20 protein-coding genes and 4 tRNA genes are annotated in these 21,974 nt (G+C 64.3%); 10 read left to right on the forward strand and 14 right to left on the reverse strand.

From position 1 onward, the window contains the following. Window positions 1-14: 14 nt before the first annotated feature. From V6N07_RS04085 to V6N07_RS04100, 4 genes are all read right to left on the reverse strand, one after another. On the reverse strand, window positions 15-1,082 hold the full coding sequence (locus V6N07_RS04085; protein WP_371154262.1) for a hypothetical protein: 1,068 nt from the start codon (window positions 1,080-1,082) through the stop codon (window positions 15-17). Window positions 1,083-1,219: 137 nt separating this feature from the next. Continuing rightward, a complete protein-coding gene (gene coaD / locus V6N07_RS04090; RefSeq protein WP_371154263.1) occupies window positions 1,220-1,714 on the reverse strand; it encodes a pantetheine-phosphate adenylyltransferase in 495 nt (164 codons plus the stop codon). Window positions 1,715-1,834: 120 nt separating this feature from the next. Then, entirely contained in the window at window positions 1,835-2,272 is a 438-nt protein-coding gene (locus V6N07_RS04095) for a CBS domain-containing protein (RefSeq protein WP_371154264.1), read from the reverse strand. 211 nt (window positions 2,273-2,483) lie between these two features. Further along, window positions 2,484-3,398: a LysR family transcriptional regulator gene (locus V6N07_RS04100; protein WP_371154265.1), complete on the reverse strand. Its 915-nt coding sequence runs from the start codon at window positions 3,396-3,398 to the stop codon at window positions 2,484-2,486. A gap of 100 nt (window positions 3,399-3,498) precedes the next feature. Between V6N07_RS04100 and V6N07_RS04105 the strand changes: the two genes are divergently transcribed. Next, window positions 3,499-4,995 carry a CoA-acylating methylmalonate-semialdehyde dehydrogenase gene (locus tag V6N07_RS04105; RefSeq protein ID WP_371154267.1) on the forward strand — a complete coding sequence of 499 codons (1,497 nt, stop codon included), beginning with the start codon at window positions 3,499-3,501 and terminating at the stop codon, window positions 4,993-4,995. A 726-nt stretch (window positions 4,996-5,721) separates the two neighbouring features. On the opposite strand, the gene V6N07_RS04110 is transcribed toward V6N07_RS04105, so the two are convergent. Further along, window positions 5,722-6,318 carry a DUF805 domain-containing protein gene (locus V6N07_RS04110; RefSeq protein WP_371154268.1) on the reverse strand — a complete coding sequence of 199 codons (597 nt, stop codon included), beginning with the start codon at window positions 6,316-6,318 and terminating at the stop codon, window positions 5,722-5,724. 209 nt (window positions 6,319-6,527) lie between these two features. Here V6N07_RS04110 and V6N07_RS04115 point away from each other — a divergent pair, with 209 nt between their 5' ends. The 5 genes from V6N07_RS04115 (at window position 6,528) to mmsB (ending at window position 10,842) form a co-directional block, all read left to right on the forward strand. Then, window positions 6,528-7,118, forward strand: coding sequence for a L,D-transpeptidase (locus tag V6N07_RS04115; protein WP_371154269.1), 591 nt, complete (start codon window positions 6,528-6,530; stop codon window positions 7,116-7,118). Window positions 7,119-7,293: 175 nt separating this feature from the next. Next, window positions 7,294-8,433, forward strand: a complete 1,140-nt coding sequence (locus tag V6N07_RS04120) for an acyl-CoA dehydrogenase family protein (RefSeq protein ID WP_371154271.1) — start codon at window positions 7,294-7,296, stop codon at window positions 8,431-8,433. A 95-nt stretch (window positions 8,434-8,528) separates the two neighbouring features. Continuing rightward, the gene (locus V6N07_RS04125; protein ID WP_371154273.1) at window positions 8,529-8,930 is read left to right on the forward strand and encodes a hypothetical protein; all 402 of its coding nucleotides are present in this window, start codon (window positions 8,529-8,531) and stop codon (window positions 8,928-8,930) included. Further along, window positions 8,927-9,967 (forward strand): enoyl-CoA hydratase/isomerase family protein, encoded by a 1,041-nt coding sequence (locus V6N07_RS04130; protein ID WP_371154275.1) that lies wholly within the window; start codon window positions 8,927-8,929, stop codon window positions 9,965-9,967. Before V6N07_RS04125 ends, V6N07_RS04130 begins: the two co-directional genes overlap by 4 nt. Further along, window positions 9,964-10,842, forward strand: coding sequence for a 3-hydroxyisobutyrate dehydrogenase (gene mmsB, locus V6N07_RS04135; RefSeq protein ID WP_371154277.1), 879 nt, complete (start codon window positions 9,964-9,966; stop codon window positions 10,840-10,842). Before V6N07_RS04130 ends, mmsB begins: the two co-directional genes overlap by 4 nt. A 116-nt stretch (window positions 10,843-10,958) precedes the next feature. Here the strand turns inward: mmsB and V6N07_RS04140 are convergent. The 3 genes from V6N07_RS04140 to V6N07_RS04150 form a co-directional block, all read right to left on the reverse strand. Beyond that, window positions 10,959-11,035: transfer RNA gene (locus V6N07_RS04140), tRNA-Asp, on the reverse strand. 287 nt (window positions 11,036-11,322) lie between these two features. Continuing rightward, window positions 11,323-11,399, reverse strand: a tRNA-Asp gene (locus V6N07_RS04145). Between the two features lie 78 nt (window positions 11,400-11,477). Further along, window positions 11,478-12,416, reverse strand: a complete 939-nt coding sequence (locus V6N07_RS04150) for a pirin family protein (RefSeq protein ID WP_371154278.1) — start codon at window positions 12,414-12,416, stop codon at window positions 11,478-11,480. Between the two features lie 163 nt (window positions 12,417-12,579). On the opposite strand from V6N07_RS04150, the gene V6N07_RS04155 reads away from it, so the two are divergent. Next, window positions 12,580-13,317 (forward strand): SDR family NAD(P)-dependent oxidoreductase, encoded by a 738-nt coding sequence (locus V6N07_RS04155; RefSeq protein ID WP_371154279.1) that lies wholly within the window; start codon window positions 12,580-12,582, stop codon window positions 13,315-13,317. Window positions 13,318-13,404: 87 nt separating this feature from the next. On the opposite strand, the gene V6N07_RS04160 is transcribed toward V6N07_RS04155, so the two are convergent. From V6N07_RS04160 to tgt, 6 genes are all read right to left on the reverse strand, one after another. Beyond that, window positions 13,405-13,480: transfer RNA gene (locus V6N07_RS04160), tRNA-Val, on the reverse strand. 79 nt (window positions 13,481-13,559) lie between these two features. Then, a complete protein-coding gene (locus V6N07_RS04165) occupies window positions 13,560-14,078 on the reverse strand; it encodes a histidine phosphatase family protein (RefSeq protein ID WP_371154281.1) in 519 nt (172 codons plus the stop codon). Window positions 14,079-14,179: 101 nt separating this feature from the next. Continuing rightward, window positions 14,180-14,254, reverse strand: a tRNA-Val gene (locus V6N07_RS04170). Window positions 14,255-14,512: 258 nt separating this feature from the next. Continuing rightward, the gene (lon, locus tag V6N07_RS04175; RefSeq protein WP_371154282.1) at window positions 14,513-16,912 is read right to left on the reverse strand and encodes an endopeptidase La; all 2,400 of its coding nucleotides are present in this window, start codon (window positions 16,910-16,912) and stop codon (window positions 14,513-14,515) included. A 184-nt stretch (window positions 16,913-17,096) separates the two neighbouring features. Then, complete coding sequence (locus V6N07_RS04180; RefSeq protein ID WP_371154284.1) at window positions 17,097-17,654, reverse strand: hypothetical protein; 558 nt, start codon at window positions 17,652-17,654, stop codon at window positions 17,097-17,099. Beyond that, the gene (tgt, locus tag V6N07_RS04185; RefSeq protein WP_371154286.1) at window positions 17,651-18,781 is read right to left on the reverse strand and encodes a tRNA guanosine(34) transglycosylase Tgt; all 1,131 of its coding nucleotides are present in this window, start codon (window positions 18,779-18,781) and stop codon (window positions 17,651-17,653) included. The genes V6N07_RS04180 and tgt overlap by 4 nt, the downstream gene beginning before the upstream one ends. Before the next feature lie 330 nt (window positions 18,782-19,111). On the opposite strand from tgt, the gene V6N07_RS04190 reads away from it, so the two are divergent. From V6N07_RS04190 to V6N07_RS04200, 3 genes are all read left to right on the forward strand, one after another. Further along, window positions 19,112-19,489 carry an SUF system Fe-S cluster assembly protein gene (locus V6N07_RS04190; RefSeq protein WP_371154288.1) on the forward strand — a complete coding sequence of 126 codons (378 nt, stop codon included), beginning with the start codon at window positions 19,112-19,114 and terminating at the stop codon, window positions 19,487-19,489. Window positions 19,490-19,597: 108 nt separating this feature from the next. Beyond that, the gene (locus V6N07_RS04195) at window positions 19,598-20,827 is read left to right on the forward strand and encodes a glycerophosphodiester phosphodiesterase family protein (protein WP_371154290.1); all 1,230 of its coding nucleotides are present in this window, start codon (window positions 19,598-19,600) and stop codon (window positions 20,825-20,827) included. A 291-nt stretch (window positions 20,828-21,118) separates the two neighbouring features. Beyond that, the gene (locus V6N07_RS04200) at window positions 21,119-21,970 is read left to right on the forward strand and encodes a LysR family transcriptional regulator (protein ID WP_371154292.1); all 852 of its coding nucleotides are present in this window, start codon (window positions 21,119-21,121) and stop codon (window positions 21,968-21,970) included. Window positions 21,971-21,974: the final 4 nt, after the last annotated feature.

The following is a 21,974-nucleotide window of genomic DNA, read 5'->3' on the forward strand; positions in this document are numbered from 1 at the left end:
CCGCCCGGACCCGCCTATATCCAGTCGTCAGTCGATGACACCGTATCCAGCCCGGTCGCACCGATGCTGTCGGATGTGGTCGATTCCGACGTATCCGCGGCGCGCCACTTTGCCAGAAAATGAATGGAGTGGGCCTTGGCATAGGTGGTAGCAGCCGCGCCGTCAGAGGCATCTGCCCCCGCACTGTCGTCCGGTATCGTAGCGGGATCCGTGGGCGTCGCGACATCGTTCCATTCGAAACTGTCCATCGCAACGCGCAGGGCGTCGGCCACCGCCATGTCATCGACCGGGCCCGACGTCGTCACGGTTCCATCATCCGCAACCACGGTTTGCACAATCAGCGCGCCGTCATCATCGTAGGACCAGTGCTTGATCGCCCAGCTCCACCGATCCCCAAGATCCTGATACAGCTTTTCGACGACCTCACCGCGCCCGTTGTAGGTGGTGTCGTATTGCATGCCGTCATCATCGATCCGCAGGGTCGAGGTGTGCTTGCCGTCGGCGTTGAAATTCTCGCTCCGCACGGCCCAATCGAAGACGTTCTCGACGTCGACGTGGATCTCGCCCGACTTGCGCCCGTCTTCATCGTAACTGATCGTCAGTTCCCGCCCGTCGCCGTAGCGAATGAAGATCGTGTCCATCTTGCCGGACGCCTGGTAGGTATAGGTCTTGAAGGACAGCCCCTCGCCCAGATCCGCGTTCACCGCGATGCGGTGGGTTCGCGCGCCCTCGGCGTCGTAGTAGCTGGTCTGCACGCCGCCGTTGTCATAGACCATCGTGCTTTCCCGAAGGATCCCGGTTTCGGCATCGTAGACATGGTCGCGCGATGTCCAGGAATAGACGTCCGGCACGTCGTTCAGGCTGCGCAGCACCTCCATGCCATCGACCGACCACGTGACGTCGGTTACGCCCGAGCCCCATGTCACGGTGGTCGCCTCGGCTTCGGGCGGAACGGCTATGGGAATATCAGCGATGACCAGCGGCGTGATACGGGCCTCGCGCCAGGCCGTCGAATGGTTGATGATCAGATCGATTTCGGAAAGCGACAGTGTTTCAACCGCCGACAGATCAGTTCGGGACATTGCGCAACACCCTTACGCGAATGAAGGAATCGGGCCTTTGGCCCTCGGCCTCCATTCATCATCCGGGCCTGTCGGAAGTTTGGCGCGGCCAAGGCGTGTTTGGACAATCGCCGGACCCGCGCCGCATTGTTTCCCGCCTAGCGCCCAAACCGCTCGTTCAGGGCCGAGTAGACCGCAGGCGTCACAAATGACGACACGTTGCCCCCCAGACGGGCGATTTCCTTGACCAATTTGGAGGCAATCGCCTGATGTTCCGCCTCGGCCATCAGGAAAACCGTCTCGATCCGGTCGTTCAGGCGCCGGTTCATGCCCACCATCTGGAACTCGTACTCGAAATCCGCGACCGCGCGCAGACCGCGCACGATCATCTGTGCGCCCACCTCTTCGGCGCAATCGATAAGCAGGTTCTCGAACGGATGGGCGACGATCTCACAGCCGGTCTTGTCCGACCATCGCGCGACCTCGGCCTCGACCATCGCGACCCGTTCCTCCAGCGAGAACAGCGGCCCCTTGTCGCGGTTGATCGCGACGCCGATCACCAGACGGTCGCACAGGGTGCAGGCCCGTTTGATGATGTCGATATGGCCCAGCGTGATCGGGTCGAACGTGCCTGGATACAGGGCTGTGCGCATCGGTATGTCCTTGTCGCGGTCGTGTCTGCGGTCTCGCGGGGCGTGCGTGACATGTCGGCCCCGCACAGACAAGCCGCCATGCGATCTGTCCCTGCGGGGCGTTGGGTGCCGATGGTGGCTTCAGGTATGCCCGGCGACCATCGCCTCAAGGGCGTCTTTCTCCATCGACACCTCGCTCAGCCGGGCCTTGACCACATCGCCCAGCGAGATGACCCCGATCAACGCGCCGTCCTCTTCGACGGGCATGTGACGGAAACGCCCCTCCGTCATGCGTTGCAGGACGTCCTCCGACCGGTCGCTCGGGGTGCAGACCTGAACCTTTCGGGTCATGACGTCGGATACCAACCTGTCCAGAACGGCGGCGCCATCCTTGCCCAGTTCGCGCACGATATCCCGCTCCGACAGTATACCATCAGCGCGGCTGCCGGTTTCGCTGACCACGAGGGCACCAATCTTGCGACTTGCCAGTTCCGCCACCGCGTCGGCGATGCTGGCACCGGGCGATATGGTCAATACACCCTGCGTGGCTTTCGAGGCGAGGATCTTGGTCACGAACATGGTCTGCCCTCCCGTGCAATGTCGTGGGATCAGCGTCGGCGCGTCCACGCGGCAAGTCAAGTCTGCGCAACATGCACGTCACTTGGCAGGAAGGCCGGACCACAGGCCTTCCTGCCGCTGGATAGCCGGGCGGAATGACGGATCCTTCATGCCCTTGTCATCCGAAACTGGAGGCGTTGCAGCACAAGACCGCCTGCTGTCGCCATAGCAGTCAGGTCGTCTGATCCCTGCCCGTCACCTGCGCGGCGATGGCCTCCAACCGGGCAACTTCGGCCCGCACCCCATCGGCCAGCAATGCCGCGCAGCGCCCGATCAGCGGCCCGCCCGCATCGCTGTGCCGGACAAGGTGGAAGGCGCGTGTCAGACGCACCTCGTCGGGCAGGACGCGGACCAGACCGGGATCCGTGGGCAGCATGAAATCATGCACCACCCCCACGCCGGCCCCGGCGCGGATCAGGCCAAGCTGCACCGCTGCGGAGTTCGAGGCCAGACCGGGCGTCCCGACGCCGACCTCATCCAGATAGTCGAGGTCCGCATCGAAGATCATGTCCGGGATATATCCGACGATGGCATGCCCCGGCAGGTCATCGCGGGTGCGCAGCGGCGGCGCCTGATCCAGATAGCTGCGATGCGCCGCAAGGCTGAGGCGATAGTCGCACAATCGGCGCAACTTCAAACGACCGGCCTTGGGCGCGGATACCGTGATGGCAAGGTCGGCTTCCCGTCTGCTCAGGTCGAAGACACGCGGTAGGGCGACCAGATCCAGCGCAAGGTTCGGATGCGCCGACCGGATGCGCGTCAGGACGGCGGGCAGGACGAAGTTCGCGATGCCGTCGGGCGCGCCGATCCGGACGCGCCCCGCCAGCGCCTCGCCGCCGACAAGGGCCGCCGCGCCCGCGCGCGCGCCGTCTGCCATGGCCTCTGCATGGGGCAGCAGACGCAGACCCGCCTCGGTCAGGGCATAACCTCGCGGGGATTTGAGAAACAGCGCGACGCCTGCCCGATCCTCCAACCGCGCGATGCGCCGGTTGAGCGTTGCGGGATCAAGCCTGAGACCCCGCGCCGCCTGTGCCAGCGACCCGCCACGCGCAACACCGCGAAAGATGCGCAGATCGTCCCAATCCATCGAAAGCACCCCGACAAAAACGCAAGACCACCCTGCCCGTCTGACGCTGTTCCTGCAAGGTCGTTCCGCCTAGTGTCGCGCCAAATCAGGGAGAGCACAGATGCAGCAGATCGGACATTGGATCGACGGGGCCGAAGTTGCGGGCACGGACCGCACAGCCGACGTCATGAACCCAGCCACCGGCGAGGTGCAGGCGCAGGTTGCGCTGGCGACCGCCGATGACCTCGACCGGGCGGTCGAAGTTGCCGCGGCGGCGCAACCCGCGTGGGCCGCGACCAACCCGCAACGTCGGGCGCGCGTGTTGATGAAGTTCGTCGACCTTCTGAACCGCGACATGGACAAGCTGGCCGAGGCGCTGTCGCGCGAACACGGCAAGACGTTCCCCGATGCCAAGGGCGACGTGGTGCGCGGGCTGGAGGTTGTCGAGTTCTGCATCGGGGCGCCGCACCACCTGAAGGGTGAATTCACCGACTCAGCCGGCCCTGGCATCGACATGTATTCCATGCGTCAGCCGCTGGGCGTCACCGCCGGCATCACGCCGTTCAACTTCCCGGCGATGATCCCGATGTGGATGTTCGCGCCTGCCATCGCCTGCGGCAACGCCTTCATCCTCAAGCCCTCCGAACGCGACCCGTCGGTGCCGATGATGCTTGCGGCCCTGCTGGAGGAAGCGGGCCTGCCCAAGGGCATCCTGCAGGTCGTCAACGGTGACAAGGTGGCGGTGGACGCGATCCTCGATCATCCGGTGATCCAGTCGGTCGGCTTCGTCGGCTCCACCCCGATCGCGGCCTACATCTATGAGCGTGCCAGCGCGCAGGGCAAACGCGCCCAATGCTTCGGCGGTGCCAAGAACCACATGATCATCATGCCCGACGCGGACATGGATCAGGCAGCCGATGCGCTGGTCGGTGCGGGTTACGGCGCGGCTGGCGAACGCTGCATGGCGATTTCGGTGGCCGTGCCGGTCGGTGACGACACCGCCGACCGCCTGATCGCAAAACTGGCCCCCCGGGTCGAGGCATTGAAGGTCGGGCCCTATACGTCCGGCGACGATGTCGATTTCGGCCCCGTCGTGACCGGCGCCGCCAAGGAAAACATCCTGCGCCTGATCCAGTCGGGCAAGGACGCGGGCGCCAAGGCCGTCGTGGACGGCAGCGAGATGAGCGTTCAGGGCTACGAGAACGGCTTCTTCGTCGGCCCAGTCCTGTTCGACCACGTCACCAAGGACATGGAGATCTACCAGAAGGAGATCTTCGGCCCCGTCCTGTCGACCGTGCGCGCCCAGACCTATGAGGAGGCATTGTCGCTTGCCATGGATCATGAGTACGGCAACGGCACTGCGATCTTCACCCGTGACGGCGACGCGGCCCGCGATTTCGCCAAGCGCGTGAATGTCGGCATGGTCGGCGTCAACGTGCCGATCCCGGTGCCGCTGGCCTATCACACCTTTGGTGGGTGGAAGAAATCGATGTTCGGTGACCTGAATCAGCACGGTCCGGATTCGTTCAAGTTCTATACCCGCACAAAGACCGTCACCGCGCGCTGGCCGTCCGGCATCAAGGAAGGCGGCGAATTCTCGATCCCCCTGATGGAGTGATCGGACCTGCCGCTGTCCCGGACCGGGGCGGCGGCACCATGCTTTGTATTGCCTGAAACTTCTGCGCCCCTTCGGGGGCGTTTACCGTTCGATCCCGATCGGATCGCGGTGGATCAACGCCGGCGCCTCGGCGCCTCATGCTGCCCCCACGCGATGCAGGGGCCGGATCGTCAATCTCAGTTGTCGCCGACAGGGGACAGCAGGACCTCGAACATGACGAACAGGGTGATACCGGTGGTAAGGAGGATGCCAGTCATCGTGTCGTTCCTTCTGTTCCGTCGTTGCCTTGGTTCGGTCACATATTCGACCTTCCCTGACCTCACTCTAGCCGTGGCCTGCCCCAACTCGGGGCTGAATCTGGCCTCGATCAAAGCCGAATCTGGGCCAATCGTCTCGCCTTCAGCAACGATCACCCGGGTCGCAGCCTACCGTTTCCGATTGGGGCTACTCCATGCCGGGTAGGACGCAAATGTGCAGGAAATGAGGCAAGCGGACAGAATCGCCCGACGGTCGACACCGATGCCATGATTTTGCCACGGAAAACCCGCGCGATGACGCATTCATGGTCGATCGCAGAAAGCGCGGCCCATCTTGAGTTGCAGTCGGACGCCAAAAAGGGCCGCGCAGGACGCGTCCCCGGATCAGGATAGATTGGTCAGGCTGTCAGCGGTCGATTGACGACCGGTGGATCCGGCCGCAGATCGACGCGCGCATGGGGGCGGCCGCTCAGACGCCCGGCATTCGGGAATGGCGCAGACCGCGCAGATCCTCGGCGGATTGAAGGTGCGCCAGCGGGTCGCGCGGCACCACGGGCATGTCGCTGCCGCGACGGGCGCGCGGATACAGGTCGGCCTGACGTCCGGGCCCGAACCGGTTCCGGTACACCTCGCCCGGAACGACGAGGAAGATCAGAAGAAGGATCGGCCCGACGATCGGGATCAGGATGATCCAGTACCACCACCCGCTGCGCCCGCTGTCATGCAGCCGCCGCACCATGACCGACAGGTGCGAGAACAGCGGCAGGATCATCAGGATGCCGAAGGCCATCCAGTATACCTGCTGCCCCTGGGCAATCCCCAGAAGATCGGGGGCCGCGGGGGGCACCACCTCGGACCACGTGTTGTAGGCGACGATTTCAGCACGGGCCCATGCGTCCCGATAGGCGACGCCTGCCCGTATGAAAGGCAGGGTCAGCGGCAGCAGGGCCGCCACCTGTATCAGCATCATGGCAAGGGTGAACCACCAGTATTCGGAAGGCGACGCCCGCCCTTTCCACGTGAAAGGGGTTTTCAGGCAATGGATGGTGGCCGCGATGGGACCCATGTGTCTGCTCCCGCGATGTGCCGACATGGGTCAGGTTGTCGTGGCAATCGGGCACGAAGGGGGCACGGTGCGGGTCTTTTTCGGCGGTCTGCCGCCCGTCGGCCGGGTCTGCGCGCAAACATGTGATGATCCGGCCCCTTCCGACCGTATCATGGCTTTGCTAGCTACGGGTCGAGCACGACAGCCCCCACTGTTGACAGGAGATCTCGATGACCAAGACCAACCGCCGGACCGTTCTGCTGGGCGCGACCGCCCTTCTGGCGACGCCCTCCGTTCTGCGCGCGCAGGAATACACCGCGGAATCCTTTGGTGGCGTGACCGGACCGACGGAGACGCGGCGCAACACCTCCAGCTTTCACCGCATCGATTGGCGCGATCATTTCAACTCCCTCGGGGCCGGGATCATCATTGCCGATACCACCAGCCGCGCCCTGCACTACTGGAGCGGCGACGGCAGCGACTATCGACTCTATCCGACCTCGGTGCCCATGACGGATGAACTGACGCGCCGCGGCTATTCGGAAATCGTGCGCAAGCAGGAGGGCCCGAGCTGGACGCCGACCGCGAACATGCGCGAACGTGACCCGACCCTGCCGATCCGCATGGAGGGTGGCGAGCCGGGCAATCCGCTTGGAACGCATGCCATGTACCTCGATTGGCCTGCCTACCTGATCCACGGCACCCATGACACGCGCAAGATCGGGCGCCGGTCATCGTCGGGCTGCATCGGCCTCTACAACGAAAAGATTGCCGAACTGTATGCCCTTACGGCGATCGGCACGCAGGTTCGCCTGATCTGAACGCGGCCCGAAGGACGGCGCGACGCGGACGGATCGGCCGCATGGTCTGGCCACTTCCGCAAACTCGCACAGAATGCGCGCTCCCGATGTCGGGGGCGCGCATTTTTCTTGCGTTGGCTTCCCGTTCGCCCCACAATTGAACAAGCGTTCTATTCGCGCCACGGGAGGGGCAGCCATGGATTTCGCACTATCCGAAGAGAGTGAAGCCATCTTCGATATGGCCCGCGACCTCGGCCAATCCGAGATCGCCCCCCACGCCCGCGAGTGGGAGGCGATGGGAACGATCCCCAAGGACCTGTGGCCAAAGATGGCCCAACTGGGTTTCGGCGGCCTCTACGTATCCGAGGAGTCGGGCGGCGCCGGGCTGTCCCGCCTCGACGCGACCTTGGTGTTCGAGGCGCTGTCGATGGCCTGCCCTTCGGTTGCGGCCTTTCTGTCGATCCACAACATGTGCGCCCGCATGATCGACAGCTTCGGGTCCGACGACCTCAAGGCACGATACTTGCCGCCCGCCCTGTCGATGGAAACTGTGTTCAGCTATTGCCTGACCGAACCGGCCAGCGGCTCGGACGCGGCGGCGCTGAAAACCCGTGCCGAGCGGACGAACGAAGGCTGGTTCCTGACCGGCACCAAGGCGTTCATCTCGGGTGGCGGATATTCCGATGCCTATATCGTCATGGCGCGGTCGGGCGCGGATGGCCCCAAGGGGATCAGCGCCTTCGTCGTCGATGACGGCACGGACGGGCTGTCCTTCGGCGGGCTGGAGGACAAGATGGGTTGGCGGTCGCAACCCACCCGTCAGGTGCAGTTGGACGACGCGCGCGTCGATGCGGGTAATCTGCTGGGTGAGGAAGGGCACGGGTTCCGCTATGCCATGGCGGGGCTTGACGGGGGGCGGCTCAACATCGCGGCCTGTTCGCTGGGCGCGGCCCAGCAGGCGATGGACCTCACGATTGCCTACATGTCCGAACGGCGCGCATTCGGCCAGAGCATCGATCAGTTTCAGGCCCTGCAGTTCCGCCTCGCGGATATGGAGATCGACCTGCAGGCCGCGCGCGTCTTCCTGCGCCAGGCTGCATGGAAACTGGACGAAGGCGCACCCGATGCGGGAAAGTTCTGCGCCATGGCCAAGAAGCTGGTGACCGAAACCGGCAGCCGCGTCGTCGATCAATGCCTGCAACTGCACGGCGGCTACGGCTATCTGGCGGATTACGGGATCGAGAAGCTGGTCCGCGATCTTCGGGTGCATCAGATCCTTGAGGGCACGAACGAGATCATGCGCATGATCGTGGCGCGGGACCTGCTGCGTGGGTGAGAGGGTTCGAATCGCCTGCGGCGATCCGACCAACCGGGGGCTCCGCCCCCGGACCCCCGGGATATGCGTGGCAGGATGAGGGGAAGGGAACAGACATGACGGCCCCGCTGGCCCCGCCCCCATGGCTGCGACGATGGCACGACCGCTGGGAAATCGCGGCGCTGCGCCACTGCGCCGCTGGTGGCAGCCTGTCCGACGTCAAGATCGCACGGTATTTTGCGCTGCCGATGCTACCACTGGTCAGTGTCAGCGCGGCGGCCGTAATCGCGTCATTGGCGGGCGATCTGGCTGGCCTTGGGATCGGGCCGTGGATCACCATCGTGGTCCTCGTTCTTGTCGTACCCTCCCTCTATCTCTTCATCCTGCTGCGGGGATGGATGGCACAAGCGATGCAGGCCATCGGGGGAAACCCGTTCTACCCCCTACGCCGAACCGACCCCGTTGCCGCCTACGCCCTGCTGAAATCCCGCACAGCCGTCTCGGAAACCCACACATGACAGACATCCACATACGCATCGACGGCCGTGCCGGGCGCATCACACTGACCCGGCCCGAGGCGATGAACGCCCTGACGTGGGAGATGTGCCTTGCCATCGAACGTGCGCTGGATGCGTGGCGGGCGGATCAGGCCGTCGACCTGATCGTGATCGACGCGGCCCCCGGTCGCGCCTTTTGCGCGGGTGGTGACATCGTCGAGATGCACCGGGCGGGTGTCGAAGGACGCTATGACTACGGCCAGAGGTTCTGGCGCGACGAATACCGCATGAACGCCAAGCTGTTCCACTTTCCCAAACCGGTGGTGACATTCCTGCACGGTTTCACGATGGGCGGCGGCGTCGGCGTCGGTTGCCATGCGTCCCACCGCATCGTCGACGACACGTCACAGATCGCCATGCCGGAATGTGCGATCGGCCTTGTGCCGGACGTGGGCGGCACGCTGCTGCTGGCCCGCGCACCCGGTCGGCTGGGGGAATACCTTGGCACGACGGGCGCGCGTATGGGCCCCGGCGATGCGATCCACGCCGGTTTCGCGGACCTCTATGTACCGAACGACTGGCCCGCCCTGATCGACGCCTTGTGCGAAACGGGGGACGCAACTTTGGCCGATGCCGCCGGGCAGACACCGCCCGGATCCGAAATGGCCCGGATGCAGGCGGATATCGACACGCTGTTTGCGGGCGAAACCCTCGGCGACATCGCGCGTGCGGTCGACGGTGCACGGACGCCTGCGGCCGAGGCCGCCAGATCGGCTCTGACCCGCAACGCCCCCCTGTCGATGGCCTGCACGGTCGAGATGTTGCACCGGCTTGGCGATGACCCCACCATCGAGGCGGCCCTGTCGCTGGAATACCGCTTTACCCATCGGGCGCTGGAACTCGCCGACTTCGTCGAAGGCATCCGCGCACAGATCATCGACCGCGACCGGTCGCCCAGATGGCGACACACCGGACCGACGGCGGTCCCCGCCGTGGATGTCGCCCGCATGCTTGCCCCTTTGCCGAAAGGCACCCCGCAACCGGAGATTGCACAATGAAGATCGGATTTATCGGCCTCGGGAACATGGGCGGCCCCATGGCCCGCAACCTTGCGCAGGCCGGCATGTCTGTCACGGGCTATGATACGGCCGCATCGGCCCCCGATGGCGTGTCGATGGCCGCCACGGCGGCCGAGGCCGCAAAGGGCGCGGACGTGGTGATCACCATGCTGCCCAACGGCGCGATCCTGCGCGCCGTCGCCAACGAGGTGATTCCCGTCATGTCGCCGGGCGCCATCCTGCTCGATTGTTCGACGGTCGATGTGGACAGCGCCCGCGCGGTGGCCGATCAGGCGGCGGCGTCGGACATCGGTGCGCTGGACGCGCCCGTCTCCGGTGGCATAGGCGGCGCGGATGCGGGCACATTGACCTTCATGGTCGGCGGCTCGGCCGAGGCATTGGCCAAGGGCGCCCCCTTGCTGGACATCATGGGCGGGCGCACCGTGCATTGCGGCCCGTCCGGAAATGGGCAGGCGGCCAAGATCTGCAACAACATGATCCTTGGTGCGACGATGGTCGTCACCTGCGAGGCCTTTGCGCTGGCCGACAAGCTGGGGCTGGATCGACAGGCGATGTATGACGTCGCCTCGACCTCCTCCGGCCAATCCTGGAGCCTGACAACCTATTGCCCCGCCCCCGGTGTCGGCCCCGTCTCGCCTGCGGACAACGACTACCGGCCCGGGTTCGCGTCGGAACTCATGCTCAAGGATCTCGGCCTCGCCCAGCAGGCGGCCGAGTCGGTGGATGCCCCGACCCCGATGGGTGCCGAGGCGCTGCGCCAGTATACGGCGTTCACGCGCGATGAGGATGGAGAGGGCCGCGATTTTTCGGCCATGCTGCCACGGTTTGCCGCACGATCGCGCAGTCAGTCCTGAGGCCGGGTTACAGCATCATTCCGGCTCGGCCATCCCTGACAGGGGATTGCCGGGCCTTTAAGGCTGACAGCATGATCTGTCGCTCAAATACTTGCTTACATTGACGAAAAGGAAAGTGGCGCGGTTGACGGGGCTCGAACCCGCGACCCCCGGCGTGACAGGCCGGTACTCTAACCAACTGAGCTACAACCGCGCGTGAGAGGCGGGATAGCGATAGCCCGCGATGGCGTCAATGACGTTTTGTCATGAAAATGAGATGGGGCGTGAATCCATCCCGTTCATCCGTAATCGAAGGGTATTCGCCATCCCGGGCGCCGCTTGAGAACCATCACAATCTGTCGCCGTCGAACCGGACCGATACCCGATCGGATCGACACCCGGAGGCCGCAGCGCGGCGCGGTCCCACGCTCATGATATGCGGCACATGACCCCAAACGCATGGGCGTTGGGTGAGGCTAGACAAGCAAACTGGGGGGAAAGTGGCGCGGTTGACGGGGCTCGAACCCGCGACCCCCGGCGTGACAGGCCGGTACTCTAACCAACTGAGCTACAACCGCGCGTAGGGCGGTCTCTAGAAGGCGGCACCGATGGCGTCAAGCGTATCTGACCGGTTTCTGACGCCATCGCCGTTTTTCTTACGCGCCCGGCAGCGGGATGTGTTCGCCGTCATCGCCCGGTGGCAGCTGAAAGCGCCCATGCCGCCAATCGCCCGCCCGCCAAGCCTCCTTCGCGGCATCGATCTTGTCCCGCGAGGACGCGACGAAATTCCACCAGATATGGCGCGGACCATTCAGCGTATCACCGCCCAGCATCATGAGCCGCGCCCCCCTATCACCCGCACGTAGCGAAATCGCGTCGCCGGGGCGGAAGACCATCATCTGACCTTCGGAGAATTCCTGCCCCGCCACTGTCACGGTCCCGTTCAGCACGTAGACCCCGCGGTCCTCGTGATCGTCCGGCATCGGGATGGCAGCACCTGCTTCCAGAATGGCATCGGCATAGAACATGCGGCTGGCCGTCTCGACCGGGGCGCGTTCGCCCCACCCGTCCCCGAGAACGAGGCGCAGACGTTTCCCTTCGCCCTCGATCTCGGGCAATTGATCCGCGGCCGCGTGAACGAAATTGGCAGGATCGTCCTCGCGGTCCTCCGGCAGGGCAACCCAGGTCTGGATCCCGAACAGCGATGTCTGCTGCTGGCGATAGGCGCCGTCCATGCGTTCGGAATGGGTGATCCCCTGCCCCGCCATCATCCAGTTCACGGCGCCCGGTTCGATCCATTGATCGGTGCCAAGCGAATCGCGGTGATGGATCTTGCCCGACAGAAGGTATGTCACCGTGGCGAGGCCGATATGCGGATGCGGACGCACGTCGATGCCCTTGCCGGTCAGGAACTCTGCCGGTCCCATCTGATCGAAGAAGATGAACGGTCCGACCATCTGACGTTTGGGCGCGGGCAAGGCGCGACGCACCTCGAACCCGCCCAGATCGCGGGCGCGGGGCACGATGACCGTCTCGATGGCGTCAACGTCATCACCGATGGGGCAATGCGGATCCAATGCGGGGTTCCAGCTCATGATGTTTCTCCCTTTCCTCGTCCGTCCAGTTTGTCCAAACCTAGGGTGGCAGCACGCCCGCGCCTATTGCGCAGGCGCGCAGACCGTCCGTGCGGCAACAGCCGCACCGCGATTGCAAAGCCCGCGACGGCGATTAAGGTGCGGACATCAACCGGAGGATACGATGACAAGAACGGCGCTTGTGACGGGGGCGGCCCGCGGGATCGGGCTTGCGACGGTCAAACTGTTTCTAAGGGACGGCCTGCATGTCATCATGGTCGACAATGACGAGGATGCGCTTTCCCAAGCCGCAGCCGACCTAGAGAACGTGACCACCCTGCCCTGCGACGTGTCCGACGCAGAGGCTGTCGCCACGCTGGCTGCCGGCGTCGACAGGGTCGATGCGCTGGTCAACAACGCGGGCCTCGCGGATTTCGGACCGATCGAAGAGACGACGTTCGACCGCTGGCGCCGCGTCATGGCGACGAACCTCGACGGCGTGTTCCTGATGACACAGGCCTTCACGCCGCATCTGAAGGACACGAAGGGCGCCATCGTCAACATCGCATCGATCAGCGCCCTGCGCGCGTCGACCCTGCGCGTGGCCTATGGGACCAGCAAGGCAGGCGTCGCACATCTGACGCAGCAGCAGGCCGTCGAACTGGGCGAATACGGGATCCGCGCGAACTGCGTCTGTCCCGGTCCCGTGCGCACCAAGCTGGCGATGGCGGTTCATACGCAGGACATCATCGACGCCTATCACGATGCGATCCCCCTCAACCGTTATGGTCAGGAGGTCGAAATCGCCGAAGCCATCGTGTGGTTGTGCTCCTCCAAGGCCAGCTTCGTCACCGGTCAGCGGCTTGCGGTGGATGGCGGCTTCGAATCGACCGGGATCGGCCTGCCCAGCCTGCGGGCGTGACAGGCATCGGCGCGCCCTTGTGCGGCCCCGTCACGGGATGGGCGCGGCAGACGCATTACGAACCTGATCCGCGAAAGGATGGGCGTCTGGTGGGTGGTGAGGGGCTCGAACCCCCGACATTTTCGGTGTAAACGAAACGCTCTACCAACTGAGCTAACCACCCGCCGAGGTGCTGTTAGCGCAGCGTCCAGCGACCTGCAAGATCTGTCCCGGAGGCAATTTCCGACATTGCAGGATGGCTGCTATCGCAGGATCCGCTCCTGCCCGCCCTCGATGACGTGCAGCACACCCTGCGGATCGTCCAGACTGTCCCATTCGTCCGGGGCAAGCCCCGTCAACAGCGCCCGCAGCCCGATGCACAGCACCCCATGCGTGATAAGCACGGTCGGCCCGTGACATGTCGACAGAACCCGGTGCAGACGTTCGATCAGTTCTGCCTGACTTTCGCCGTTCGGCGCCGCGAATTTCCACAGAACGCCGGACTGCCCCGCCCCGCCCGGACGGATACGCCCCTCCCACGTTCCCATGGATACCTCTGCAAGGTCATCGTCCACTATCGGCCTCAGCCCCGCCAAGGCCGCCGTCCTGCGCGCGCGGCCCCGTGGACTGACCCGCGCGGCGAACCCTGTCCCCAATCCACGCAGCAATGCGCCCTGATGCGCGGCCTGCACCTGGCCCAGGGGTGTCAGGTCGCTGTCGAGACGTCCCTGCATCCTCCCCTCGCGGTTCCAGACGGTCTGTCCGTGGCGCAATATGATCATCGGGGGCATGGGGAACCTGTATCGCTCATGCCTGGCTGTCTGTCGGACGGCATGGGCCCGGAAACTGGGAAACCGACCATATCAGCATGTCGTGGGGTTCATGGTGGGTGATAAGGGATTTGAACCCCTGACATCTTCGATGTGAACGAAGCGCTCTACCACTGAGCTAATCACCCGAACCATGACGCTGCCTTTAGCCAAAGCTTGCACGGGGTTCAAGACCTGCCGACCCCGACGGGGGCAATAGGGTGGCGCATGACTCCCCGGCTTGCAGGATGCTTGCCCGAAGGAAACCGCGCAAAGCACGGACCCGACTACACAGGGCCATGCCTCGACCCTCGTGGTTCTGAACGAGAACGACAAAGGGGCGCAGAACCCTGCGCCCCTTGTCTGATGCAAACCTTGCGGCCTCGGCGTGTTGGTGCCGCCGGTCGTCAGTGCGCGACAACACCCCGTCCGTCGGCAGCAGCATTGCGTGCGGCAAGTGCTGCGGCTTCTTCCGCGGCCTCGTCCCACTCGATGGCTTCCGGTGCGCGCACCAAGGCACGTTCAAGCACCTCGGACACGTGCTTGACCGGCACGATCTCCAACCCGGTGGTCACGCTTTCCGGCAGATCCGCGAGATCCTTCTCGTTCTCCTCGGGGATGAGGACGGTCTTGATCCCGCCGCGCAGGGCCGCCAGCAGCTTTTCCTTCAACCCGCCGATCGGCATGGCGTTGCCGCGCAAGGACACCTCGCCGGTCATAGCGATATCGCGGCGCACGGGAATCCCCGTCAGCGACGAGACGATGGACGTCACCATGGCCAGACCGGCCGAAGGACCGTCCTTGGGCGTGGCCCCGTCAGGCACGTGGACGTGGATGTCCATCGTGTCGAACTTCGGCGGCTTGACCCCGATCTCGGGCGCGATGGACCGCACGTAGCTGGATGCCGCGTCGATGCTCTCCTTCATCACGTCGCCCAGCTTGCCGGTCGTTTTCATCCGACCTTTGCCCGGCAGCTTGAGCGCCTCGATATGCAACAGGTCGCCCCCGACCGAGGTATAGGCCAAGCCCGTCACGACACCGACCTGATCCTCAAGCTCCGCCAGTCCATAGCGGTACTTCTTGACGCCCAGGTAGTCGTCGATGTTGTCCGCGGTCACGACGATTTCGCTCTCGCGCTTTCCGACGATCTTGGTGACGGCCTTTCGCGCGACCTTGGCGATCTCCCGCTCGAGGTTCCGCACACCCGCCTCACGGGTATAGACCCGCACCATCGCCGTCAGGGCATCGTCCCGCAGCTCGAACTCGCCCTTGCGCAGGCCGTGGTTCTTGATCTGCTTGGGCAACAGGTGCGTCTTGGCGATCTCGACCTTCTCCTCCTCGGTGTAGCCGGCCAGCGGGATGATCTCCATCCGGTCAAGCAGGGGCCCCGGCATGTTGTAGGAGTTGCTGGTCGTCAGGAACATCACGTCCGACAGGTCGTATTCGACCTCCAGATAGTGATCCACGAAGGTAGAGTTCTGCTCCGGGTCCAGAACCTCGAGCATGGCCGACGCAGGGTCGCCACGCATGTCCTGTCCCATCTTGTCGATCTCGTCGAGCAGGATGAGCGGGTTCGTGGTCTTCGCCTTCTTCAGCGCCTGGATGATCTTGCCCGGCATGGACCCGATATAGGTCCGGCGGTGGCCGCGGATCTCGGATTCGTCGCGCACGCCACCAAGGCTGATACGGATGAACTCGCGCCCCGTGGCCTTGGCGACCGACTTGCCAAGCGACGTCTTACCCACGCCCGGCGGGCCGACAAGGCACAGGATCGGCCCCTTCAGCTTGGCGGACCGCGCCTGCACGGCAAGGTATTCGACGATGCGCTCCTTGACCTTCTCAAGACCATAGTGATCCTTATCAAGGACTTGCTGGGCCTTGTTGATGTCCTTCTTGACGCGGGACTTGGTGCCCCACGGGATCGACAGCATCCAGTCGAGGTAGTTGCGCACCACCGTCGCCTCGGCGGACATGGGTGACATGTTCTTGAGCTTCTTCAGCTCGCCCTCGGCCTTGTCGCGCGCTTCCTTGGATAGCTTGGTTTCGGCGATCCGCTTCTCCAGCTCGGCGACTTCGCCTTCACCTTCCTCGCCATCGCCGAGTTCCTTCTGAATGGCCTTCATCTGCTCATTCAGGTAATATTCGCGCTGTGTCTTCTCCATCTGCGACTTGACGCGCGACTTGATCCGCTTTTCGACCTGCAAAACGGACATCTCGCCCTGCATCATGCCGAACACCTTTTCCAGGCGCTCGGACACGGTCAGCATCTCCAGCAGTTCCTGCTTCTGCGCGACCTCGATCCCGAGGTGCCCGCTGACCAGATCGACCAGTTTGGCGGGATCCGATGCTTCGGCCACGGCGCCCATCGCCTCTTCGGGGATGTTCTTCTTGACCTTGGCGTAGCGCTGGAACTCCTCCGCGACGGAACGCATGAGCGCCTCGATCGTGGCCTCGTCACCGCGGGTTTCCTCCATCGCTTCGGCAGAGGCTTCGAAGAACTGGTCGTTCTCGACAAAACCCGTGATCTGCACGCGACCGCGCCCTTCGACCAGAACCTTCACGGTCCCGTCCGGCAGCTTGAGCAGTTGCAGAACATTGGCCAGAACACCGACGCGGTAGATGCCGTCGATGTCGGGCTCATCCACGGCGGGGTCGATCTGACTGCTCAGCAGGATCTGCTTGTCGTCCTGCATCACCTCTTCGAGGGCGCGCACGGACTTCTCTCGTCCCACGAACAGCGGCACGATCATATGAGGGAACACCACGATGTCGCGCAACGGCAGAACGGGGTGGGTCGTATTGGTCATATCAGTCTATCCTTTCGCAAAGGCCCCGTGTCCCGGATGCGGCAACGATGGGTCCTTCCGTCTTCGGTGTCATAGGTGGGGTCGGCATGAGCGTGCGTCAATGCACGCAAATGTTCCCGTCTTGTTTCATAGTCTGGCGTCCAAGGCGCACCGGCGCAAGGGGCCGGGCAACCCTGTGCATTTCCTATTGCAGTTGTGTGCCTGTCTGTGGCGTCAGCAAGGCGGTTGCCGTCACGTACAGCACGACCTCATCCGAGCGCACCGTCATCTCGGTGATCTGCAGAAGCCTGTCACTGAAATACGCGATCAGGGTTATCGCCCCTTCCACGTCTATTTCCGCATCGATCGAAACGGGAACCACCAATTGCGGCAAAGCCTCGGGGCCGCACAGCGTATCGGACAGGGTATCCGCCAATTCGGCATGGGCCGTGGTATCGAGCATGTCATCGACGGCATCGACGTCGTATGCCCCGTCCCTTGCCAAGGTCAGCGCAGGGGCCTCATCGAACAGGCCGGACGTCAGGTCGGACGCATATGTCAGCACCCCGCCCCCATCCGCCAGGGTCACGATCAGGGGGGTCACGCCCATCCGCGTGTCGTCCAGTGTTTCGAACGACCGGTGTTCCACCCCCGACCATGTGCCCGCAAGCATCTGCAACCGCGCAAGATCGGTAACGTCGCACAGGCCTTCGGCCAAGGCAGGGACAGGCAGCGCGAGGCACAGGAACAGAAGCGGTCTCATAGCGGTTCGATATCCCCCTCGGCGCGCGTCGCATGAAACGCGGCCTGCCACGCGGCGAAGGTGCCAGCGGCAATCGCCTCGCGCATCTCCGCCATCAGGTCCTGATAATACCGCAGGTTGTGCCACGTCAGAAGCATCCCGGCGATCATCTCCTTCGAGCGGACGACGTGATGCAGATAGGCGCGCGAATAGCCGGTACAGGCTGGGCAGCCGCAGTGTTCATCCAGCGGACGCGGGTCATTCGCATGGCGGGCGTTGCGCAGGTTGACCTGACCGCGACGCGTCCACCCCTGCCCCGTCCGGCCAGACCGCGACGGCAGCACGCAATCCATCATGTCGATCCCCCGCGCGACCGCGCCGACGATATCGTCGGGCTTGCCGACACCCATCAGGTAACGCGGCTTGTCGACCGGCAACTGGCCGGGCGCATAATCCAGACATCCGAACATCGCCTCCTGCCCCTCGCCGACGGCAAGGCCGCCAACGGCATATCCATCGAAGCCGATCCCGGTCAGCGCCTCGGCCGAAGCCGCGCGCAGATCTTCTTCCAGACCGCCCTGCTGAATGCCGAACAGGGCGTGCCCCGGCCTGTCCCCGAAGGCGGCTTTCGACCGCGCCGCCCACCGCATCGACAATTCCATCGAGGTCGCGATCCGGTCACGATCCGCCGGCAGGGCCGGACATTCGTCGAAGCACATCACGATGTCCGAGCCGAGCAGCTCCTGGATCTCCATCGACCGTTCGGGGGTCAGGTGATGACGCGACCCGTCGATGTGGCTTTTGAAGGTCACGCCTTCCTCGGTCAGCTTGCGCAAGCCGGACAGGGACATCACCTGAAACCCGCCTGAATCGGTCAGGATGGGACGATCCCAGTTCATGAACTTGTGCAGCCCGCCAAGCGCGGCGATCCGTTCCGCCGTCGGGCGCAGCATCAGGTGATAGGTATTGCCAAGCAGGATATCGGCACCCGTCTCGCGCACGGAACCGGGCAGCATTCCCTTGACGGTCGCCGCAGTTCCGACCGGCATGAAGGCGGGCGTGCGAATGTCCCCGCGCGGGGTTCGAATGGTTCCCGTACGCGCGGCGCCATCCGTCGCGGCCAGATCGAAGTGAAATGCGTTGCTCATGCAGCCCCCGGCAGCGTGGCGGGATCAGGCCCCGTTCGAGCGCCGCGCCTAGCACGGCGCTTGACGCACGAAAAGGCAGACGCGCCCCCGCCAACAGGAAAGGGGGCGCGTCACTCACCTCGCGCCCCCAAGGATCGGCACAGGTCCGATCGGTCTTCCTGAAATGGATCTGCCTAAGGCCCTTTTGGAGAATGCTAGTGTCCTAGCCAATTTTGGTCCGGTTTGCACCCCCATAAACAGGGGGGCCCTTTACCGTCCCTGCAACAATCCTTATGTTTTCGGTCAACAAAGCGCCGTTCGCCGCGCGACACCCATTCCCCGGAGACCGCAATGACCGTCGATCCCAACGCAGCCAACGATACCCCGATGGAGGGCGCACCGCTGATTGCCCCGTCGTCCACGGACCATCCGCTGCACGAAAGCGTGGTCGACGCCTGTCGAAGCGTGTTCGACCCGGAAATCCCAGTCAACATCTTCGACCTCGGCCTCGTCTACACGATCGACATCAACCCCGAGAATGACGTGCGCGTCATCATGACCCTGACTGCACCAGGTTGCCCCGTGGCCGGCGAAATGCCGGGTTGGGTTGCAGATGCCATCGCCCCCCTGCCCGGCGTTCGCACCGTCGACGTCGACCTGACGTGGGAGCCGCCCTGGGGCATGGAAATGATGTCCGACGAGGCACGCCTCGAACTGGGCTTCATGTAAGACCCCGCCGCGATCCGTCCTGCGTCGCGGAAACGTCGTCAAACTGTCAGGTAACCGTCACGCCGGGACGGCTTTCTCCCGGTTCGATACCTGACAGGAGAGATGCCGATGGATCGCCGTTACTCAGTGGCCCTGACCGGGCTTGCCGCCCTGTGGGCGGCCGCCACCCCCGCCGTTTCGGATGGTCACGACATCGGCCTTACCTACGGTCCGCGTCCAGCCTATCTGATCGATCAGATGTCCGACGGCGCATTGAAATCGACGTTGCAGGCCTGTCTGGGTCAGACGCCGACGCGGACCGATTTTTCCATCGGTCATCGCGGCGCACCGCTGATGTTCCCGGAACATACGGTGCAATCGAACATTGCCGCTGCGCAGATGGGCGCCGGCATCCTCGAATGCGACGTGACCTTTACCGCAGACAAGGAACTGGTCTGCCGCCACGCACAGGATGACCTGCACACGACGACGAACATCCTCGTGTCGGATCTGGCCGACAAATGCACGACAGGCTTCACCCCCGCCACGGCCGATGCCGGGGCGACGGCCGAATGCCGGGCATCGGACATCACTTTGGCCGAGTTCCGCACCCTGACACCCAAGATGGACGCCGCCGACCGGACGGCCGCGACCCCGGACGCATACCAGGGCGGGACGGCGGGGTTCCGGACGGATCTCTATGCCGCGAACACCGATCTCATGACCCACGCGGAATCGATCAACCTGTTCCGGTCGCTCGGGGTGAAATTCACGCCGGAACTGAAATCCCCCGTGGTCGACATGCCGTTCGACGGGTTCAGTCAGCAGGACTATGCCCAGAAGCTGATCGATGAATACAAGGCTGCGGGCGTTCCGGCCTCGGATGTCTGGCCGCAGTCCTTCGACCTCGACGACGTGCTCTATTGGATCGAGGCAGAGCCGGAGTTCGGCGCGCAGGCCGTCTATCTGATGGATGAGTACAATGCAGATGGGTATTCACCCATGGATCCGGCCACATGGCCGAACACCATGGCCGAGCTGAAAGGGATGGGCGTCAATTACATCGCCCCGCCCCTGTGGATGCTGGTGACCCTCGAAGACGGCAGAATCGTGCCATCGACCCTCGCGACCGAGGCGCGCGCGGCGGATCTGGACATCATCACCTGGACGCTGGAACGGTCCGGCCCGCTGGATGACGGTGGCGGTTGGTATTTCCAGTCGATCGCCGAAGCCACGGACAACGACGGCGTGACCTTCGAACTGCTGCACGTTCTTGCTCAGGACGTTGGCGTGGCAGGCGTATTCTCGGATTGGCCCGCGACGGTAACCTACTACGCCAACTGCATGGGGCTGCGGTAAGCCGGATCTGCGCAAGGCGTCGGGGGCCGATCTGCGTCCCCCGTCATTTCCCCAAGGGCCGGCGCCCCGCGACCCAAAGGGCCAGCCACAGGCGCAGCCTTGCCCGCCGTCGCCGCTGCATGTCGGTTTTCAGCTTCGCGAATGTCGCCCGCTCCCGCTGATATCCTGTTTCGTTGTCATGATATTGGCATGGGTTTTCCATCTGTGGCCCTTTCAACCCTGTTCGGATGACAGGATGCCCACGGCACGGATCGATTGCAGCCCACCCTGACTGCAACTAGCCTTTCAACGATGCACGATGACCTTCCATGGGCCGACTTGGCGCTTTTTGCCGCGGTGGCGCGGTGCGGCACCTTGGCGGGTGCGGCGTCGGAAACGGGCGCGTCGACCGCGACCCTGTCCCGTCGCATGACCGCGTTGGAGACGCGCATCGGGCGACGCCTGTTTCATCACGGTGCGCAGGGCTATGCCATTACGCAGGACGGAGCAGCCCTTCTCGTGCGGGCCGAACGCATGGAGGACGCCGCCGCCGACATTGCCCGTTGGCGCACGGAAGGTCAGGGCCCGACCCGCGTCCGCATCTCGGCCGGGACATGGACGGCACAGGCGCTGGCTCGGGACGTGCGGGCCTATTGGTCGCCCGATGCGAAGTGGGTGCCCGATTTCGTGCACGCCGACGCGGACCTCGACATTGCCCGACGCCAGATCGACATCGGCATTCGCAACCGACGACCGGAACAGCCCTGGCTGGCAGGGCGGCGCACCGGGCAGACGGAGTTCGCGGTCTATGGCGTCCCTTCCGCCGAAGGGTTCATCGGACCGGGCAATGACGCACCAAGACCTCCGTCGGCCCGCTGGCTGCTGCGCGAACACGGGGACCAGATCGTCACCACAGCGAATGATCCCCGGCTTGCGCTTGCGCTGGCTGAGGCAGGGGTCGGCCGCGTCGTCCTGCCCTGTTTTGCGGGCGACCGCAGCGCCCTGACACGCTTGTCCGGCCCGATTGCGGAGCTGACATGCGAGGAATGGCTGGTATCACATCACGACGGGCGCCATGCGACACCTGTCCGGGCCGCCCTCGACGCCCTGTTCGACCATCTGTCGCAAAACCGGGCCCTTGTTCCGGACAGGGTGCGCGATTAGGTTC

This window comes from Jannaschia sp. 2305UL9-9, assembly GCF_041403465.1.
Taxonomy (GTDB): domain Bacteria; phylum Pseudomonadota; class Alphaproteobacteria; order Rhodobacterales; family Rhodobacteraceae; genus Jannaschia.

What these genes read in the sequence shown, in the direction of transcription:
- V6N07_RS04110 (WP_371154268.1), bottom strand. Translation starts at nt 6,318, where the DNA reads ATGGGTCCCATCGCGGCCACCATCCATTGCCTGAAAACCCCTTTCACG.
- tgt (WP_371154286.1), bottom strand. Translation starts at nt 18,781, where the DNA reads ATGAGCAACGCATTTCACTTCGATCTGGCCGCGACGGATGGCGCCGCG.
- V6N07_RS04120 (WP_371154271.1), top strand. Translation starts at nt 7,294, where the DNA reads ATGGATTTCGCACTATCCGAAGAGAGTGAAGCCATCTTCGATATGGCC.
- V6N07_RS04115 (WP_371154269.1), top strand. Translation starts at nt 6,528, where the DNA reads ATGACCAAGACCAACCGCCGGACCGTTCTGCTGGGCGCGACCGCCCTT.
- coaD (WP_371154263.1), bottom strand. Translation starts at nt 1,714, where the DNA reads ATGCGCACAGCCCTGTATCCAGGCACGTTCGACCCGATCACGCTGGGC.
- V6N07_RS04100 (WP_371154265.1), bottom strand. Translation starts at nt 3,398, where the DNA reads ATGGATTGGGACGATCTGCGCATCTTTCGCGGTGTTGCGCGTGGCGGG.
- V6N07_RS04180 (WP_371154284.1), bottom strand. Translation starts at nt 17,654, where the DNA reads ATGAGACCGCTTCTGTTCCTGTGCCTCGCGCTGCCTGTCCCTGCCTTG.
- V6N07_RS04130 (WP_371154275.1), top strand. Translation starts at nt 8,927, where the DNA reads ATGACAGACATCCACATACGCATCGACGGCCGTGCCGGGCGCATCACA.
- V6N07_RS04085 (WP_371154262.1), bottom strand. Translation starts at nt 1,082, where the DNA reads ATGTCCCGAACTGATCTGTCGGCGGTTGAAACACTGTCGCTTTCCGAA.
- V6N07_RS04165 (WP_371154281.1), bottom strand. Translation starts at nt 14,078, where the DNA reads ATGATCATATTGCGCCACGGACAGACCGTCTGGAACCGCGAGGGGAGG.
- V6N07_RS04195 (WP_371154290.1), top strand. Translation starts at nt 19,598, where the DNA reads ATGGATCGCCGTTACTCAGTGGCCCTGACCGGGCTTGCCGCCCTGTGG.
- V6N07_RS04095 (WP_371154264.1), bottom strand. Translation starts at nt 2,272, where the DNA reads ATGTTCGTGACCAAGATCCTCGCCTCGAAAGCCACGCAGGGTGTATTG.
- V6N07_RS04190 (WP_371154288.1), top strand. Translation starts at nt 19,112, where the DNA reads ATGACCGTCGATCCCAACGCAGCCAACGATACCCCGATGGAGGGCGCA.
- V6N07_RS04125 (WP_371154273.1), top strand. Translation starts at nt 8,529, where the DNA reads ATGACGGCCCCGCTGGCCCCGCCCCCATGGCTGCGACGATGGCACGAC.
- mmsB (WP_371154277.1), top strand. Translation starts at nt 9,964, where the DNA reads ATGAAGATCGGATTTATCGGCCTCGGGAACATGGGCGGCCCCATGGCC.
- V6N07_RS04200 (WP_371154292.1), top strand. Translation starts at nt 21,119, where the DNA reads ATGCACGATGACCTTCCATGGGCCGACTTGGCGCTTTTTGCCGCGGTG.
- V6N07_RS04155 (WP_371154279.1), top strand. Translation starts at nt 12,580, where the DNA reads ATGACAAGAACGGCGCTTGTGACGGGGGCGGCCCGCGGGATCGGGCTT.
- lon (WP_371154282.1), bottom strand. Translation starts at nt 16,912, where the DNA reads ATGACCAATACGACCCACCCCGTTCTGCCGTTGCGCGACATCGTGGTG.
- V6N07_RS04150 (WP_371154278.1), bottom strand. Translation starts at nt 12,416, where the DNA reads ATGAGCTGGAACCCCGCATTGGATCCGCATTGCCCCATCGGTGATGAC.
- V6N07_RS04105 (WP_371154267.1), top strand. Translation starts at nt 3,499, where the DNA reads ATGCAGCAGATCGGACATTGGATCGACGGGGCCGAAGTTGCGGGCACG.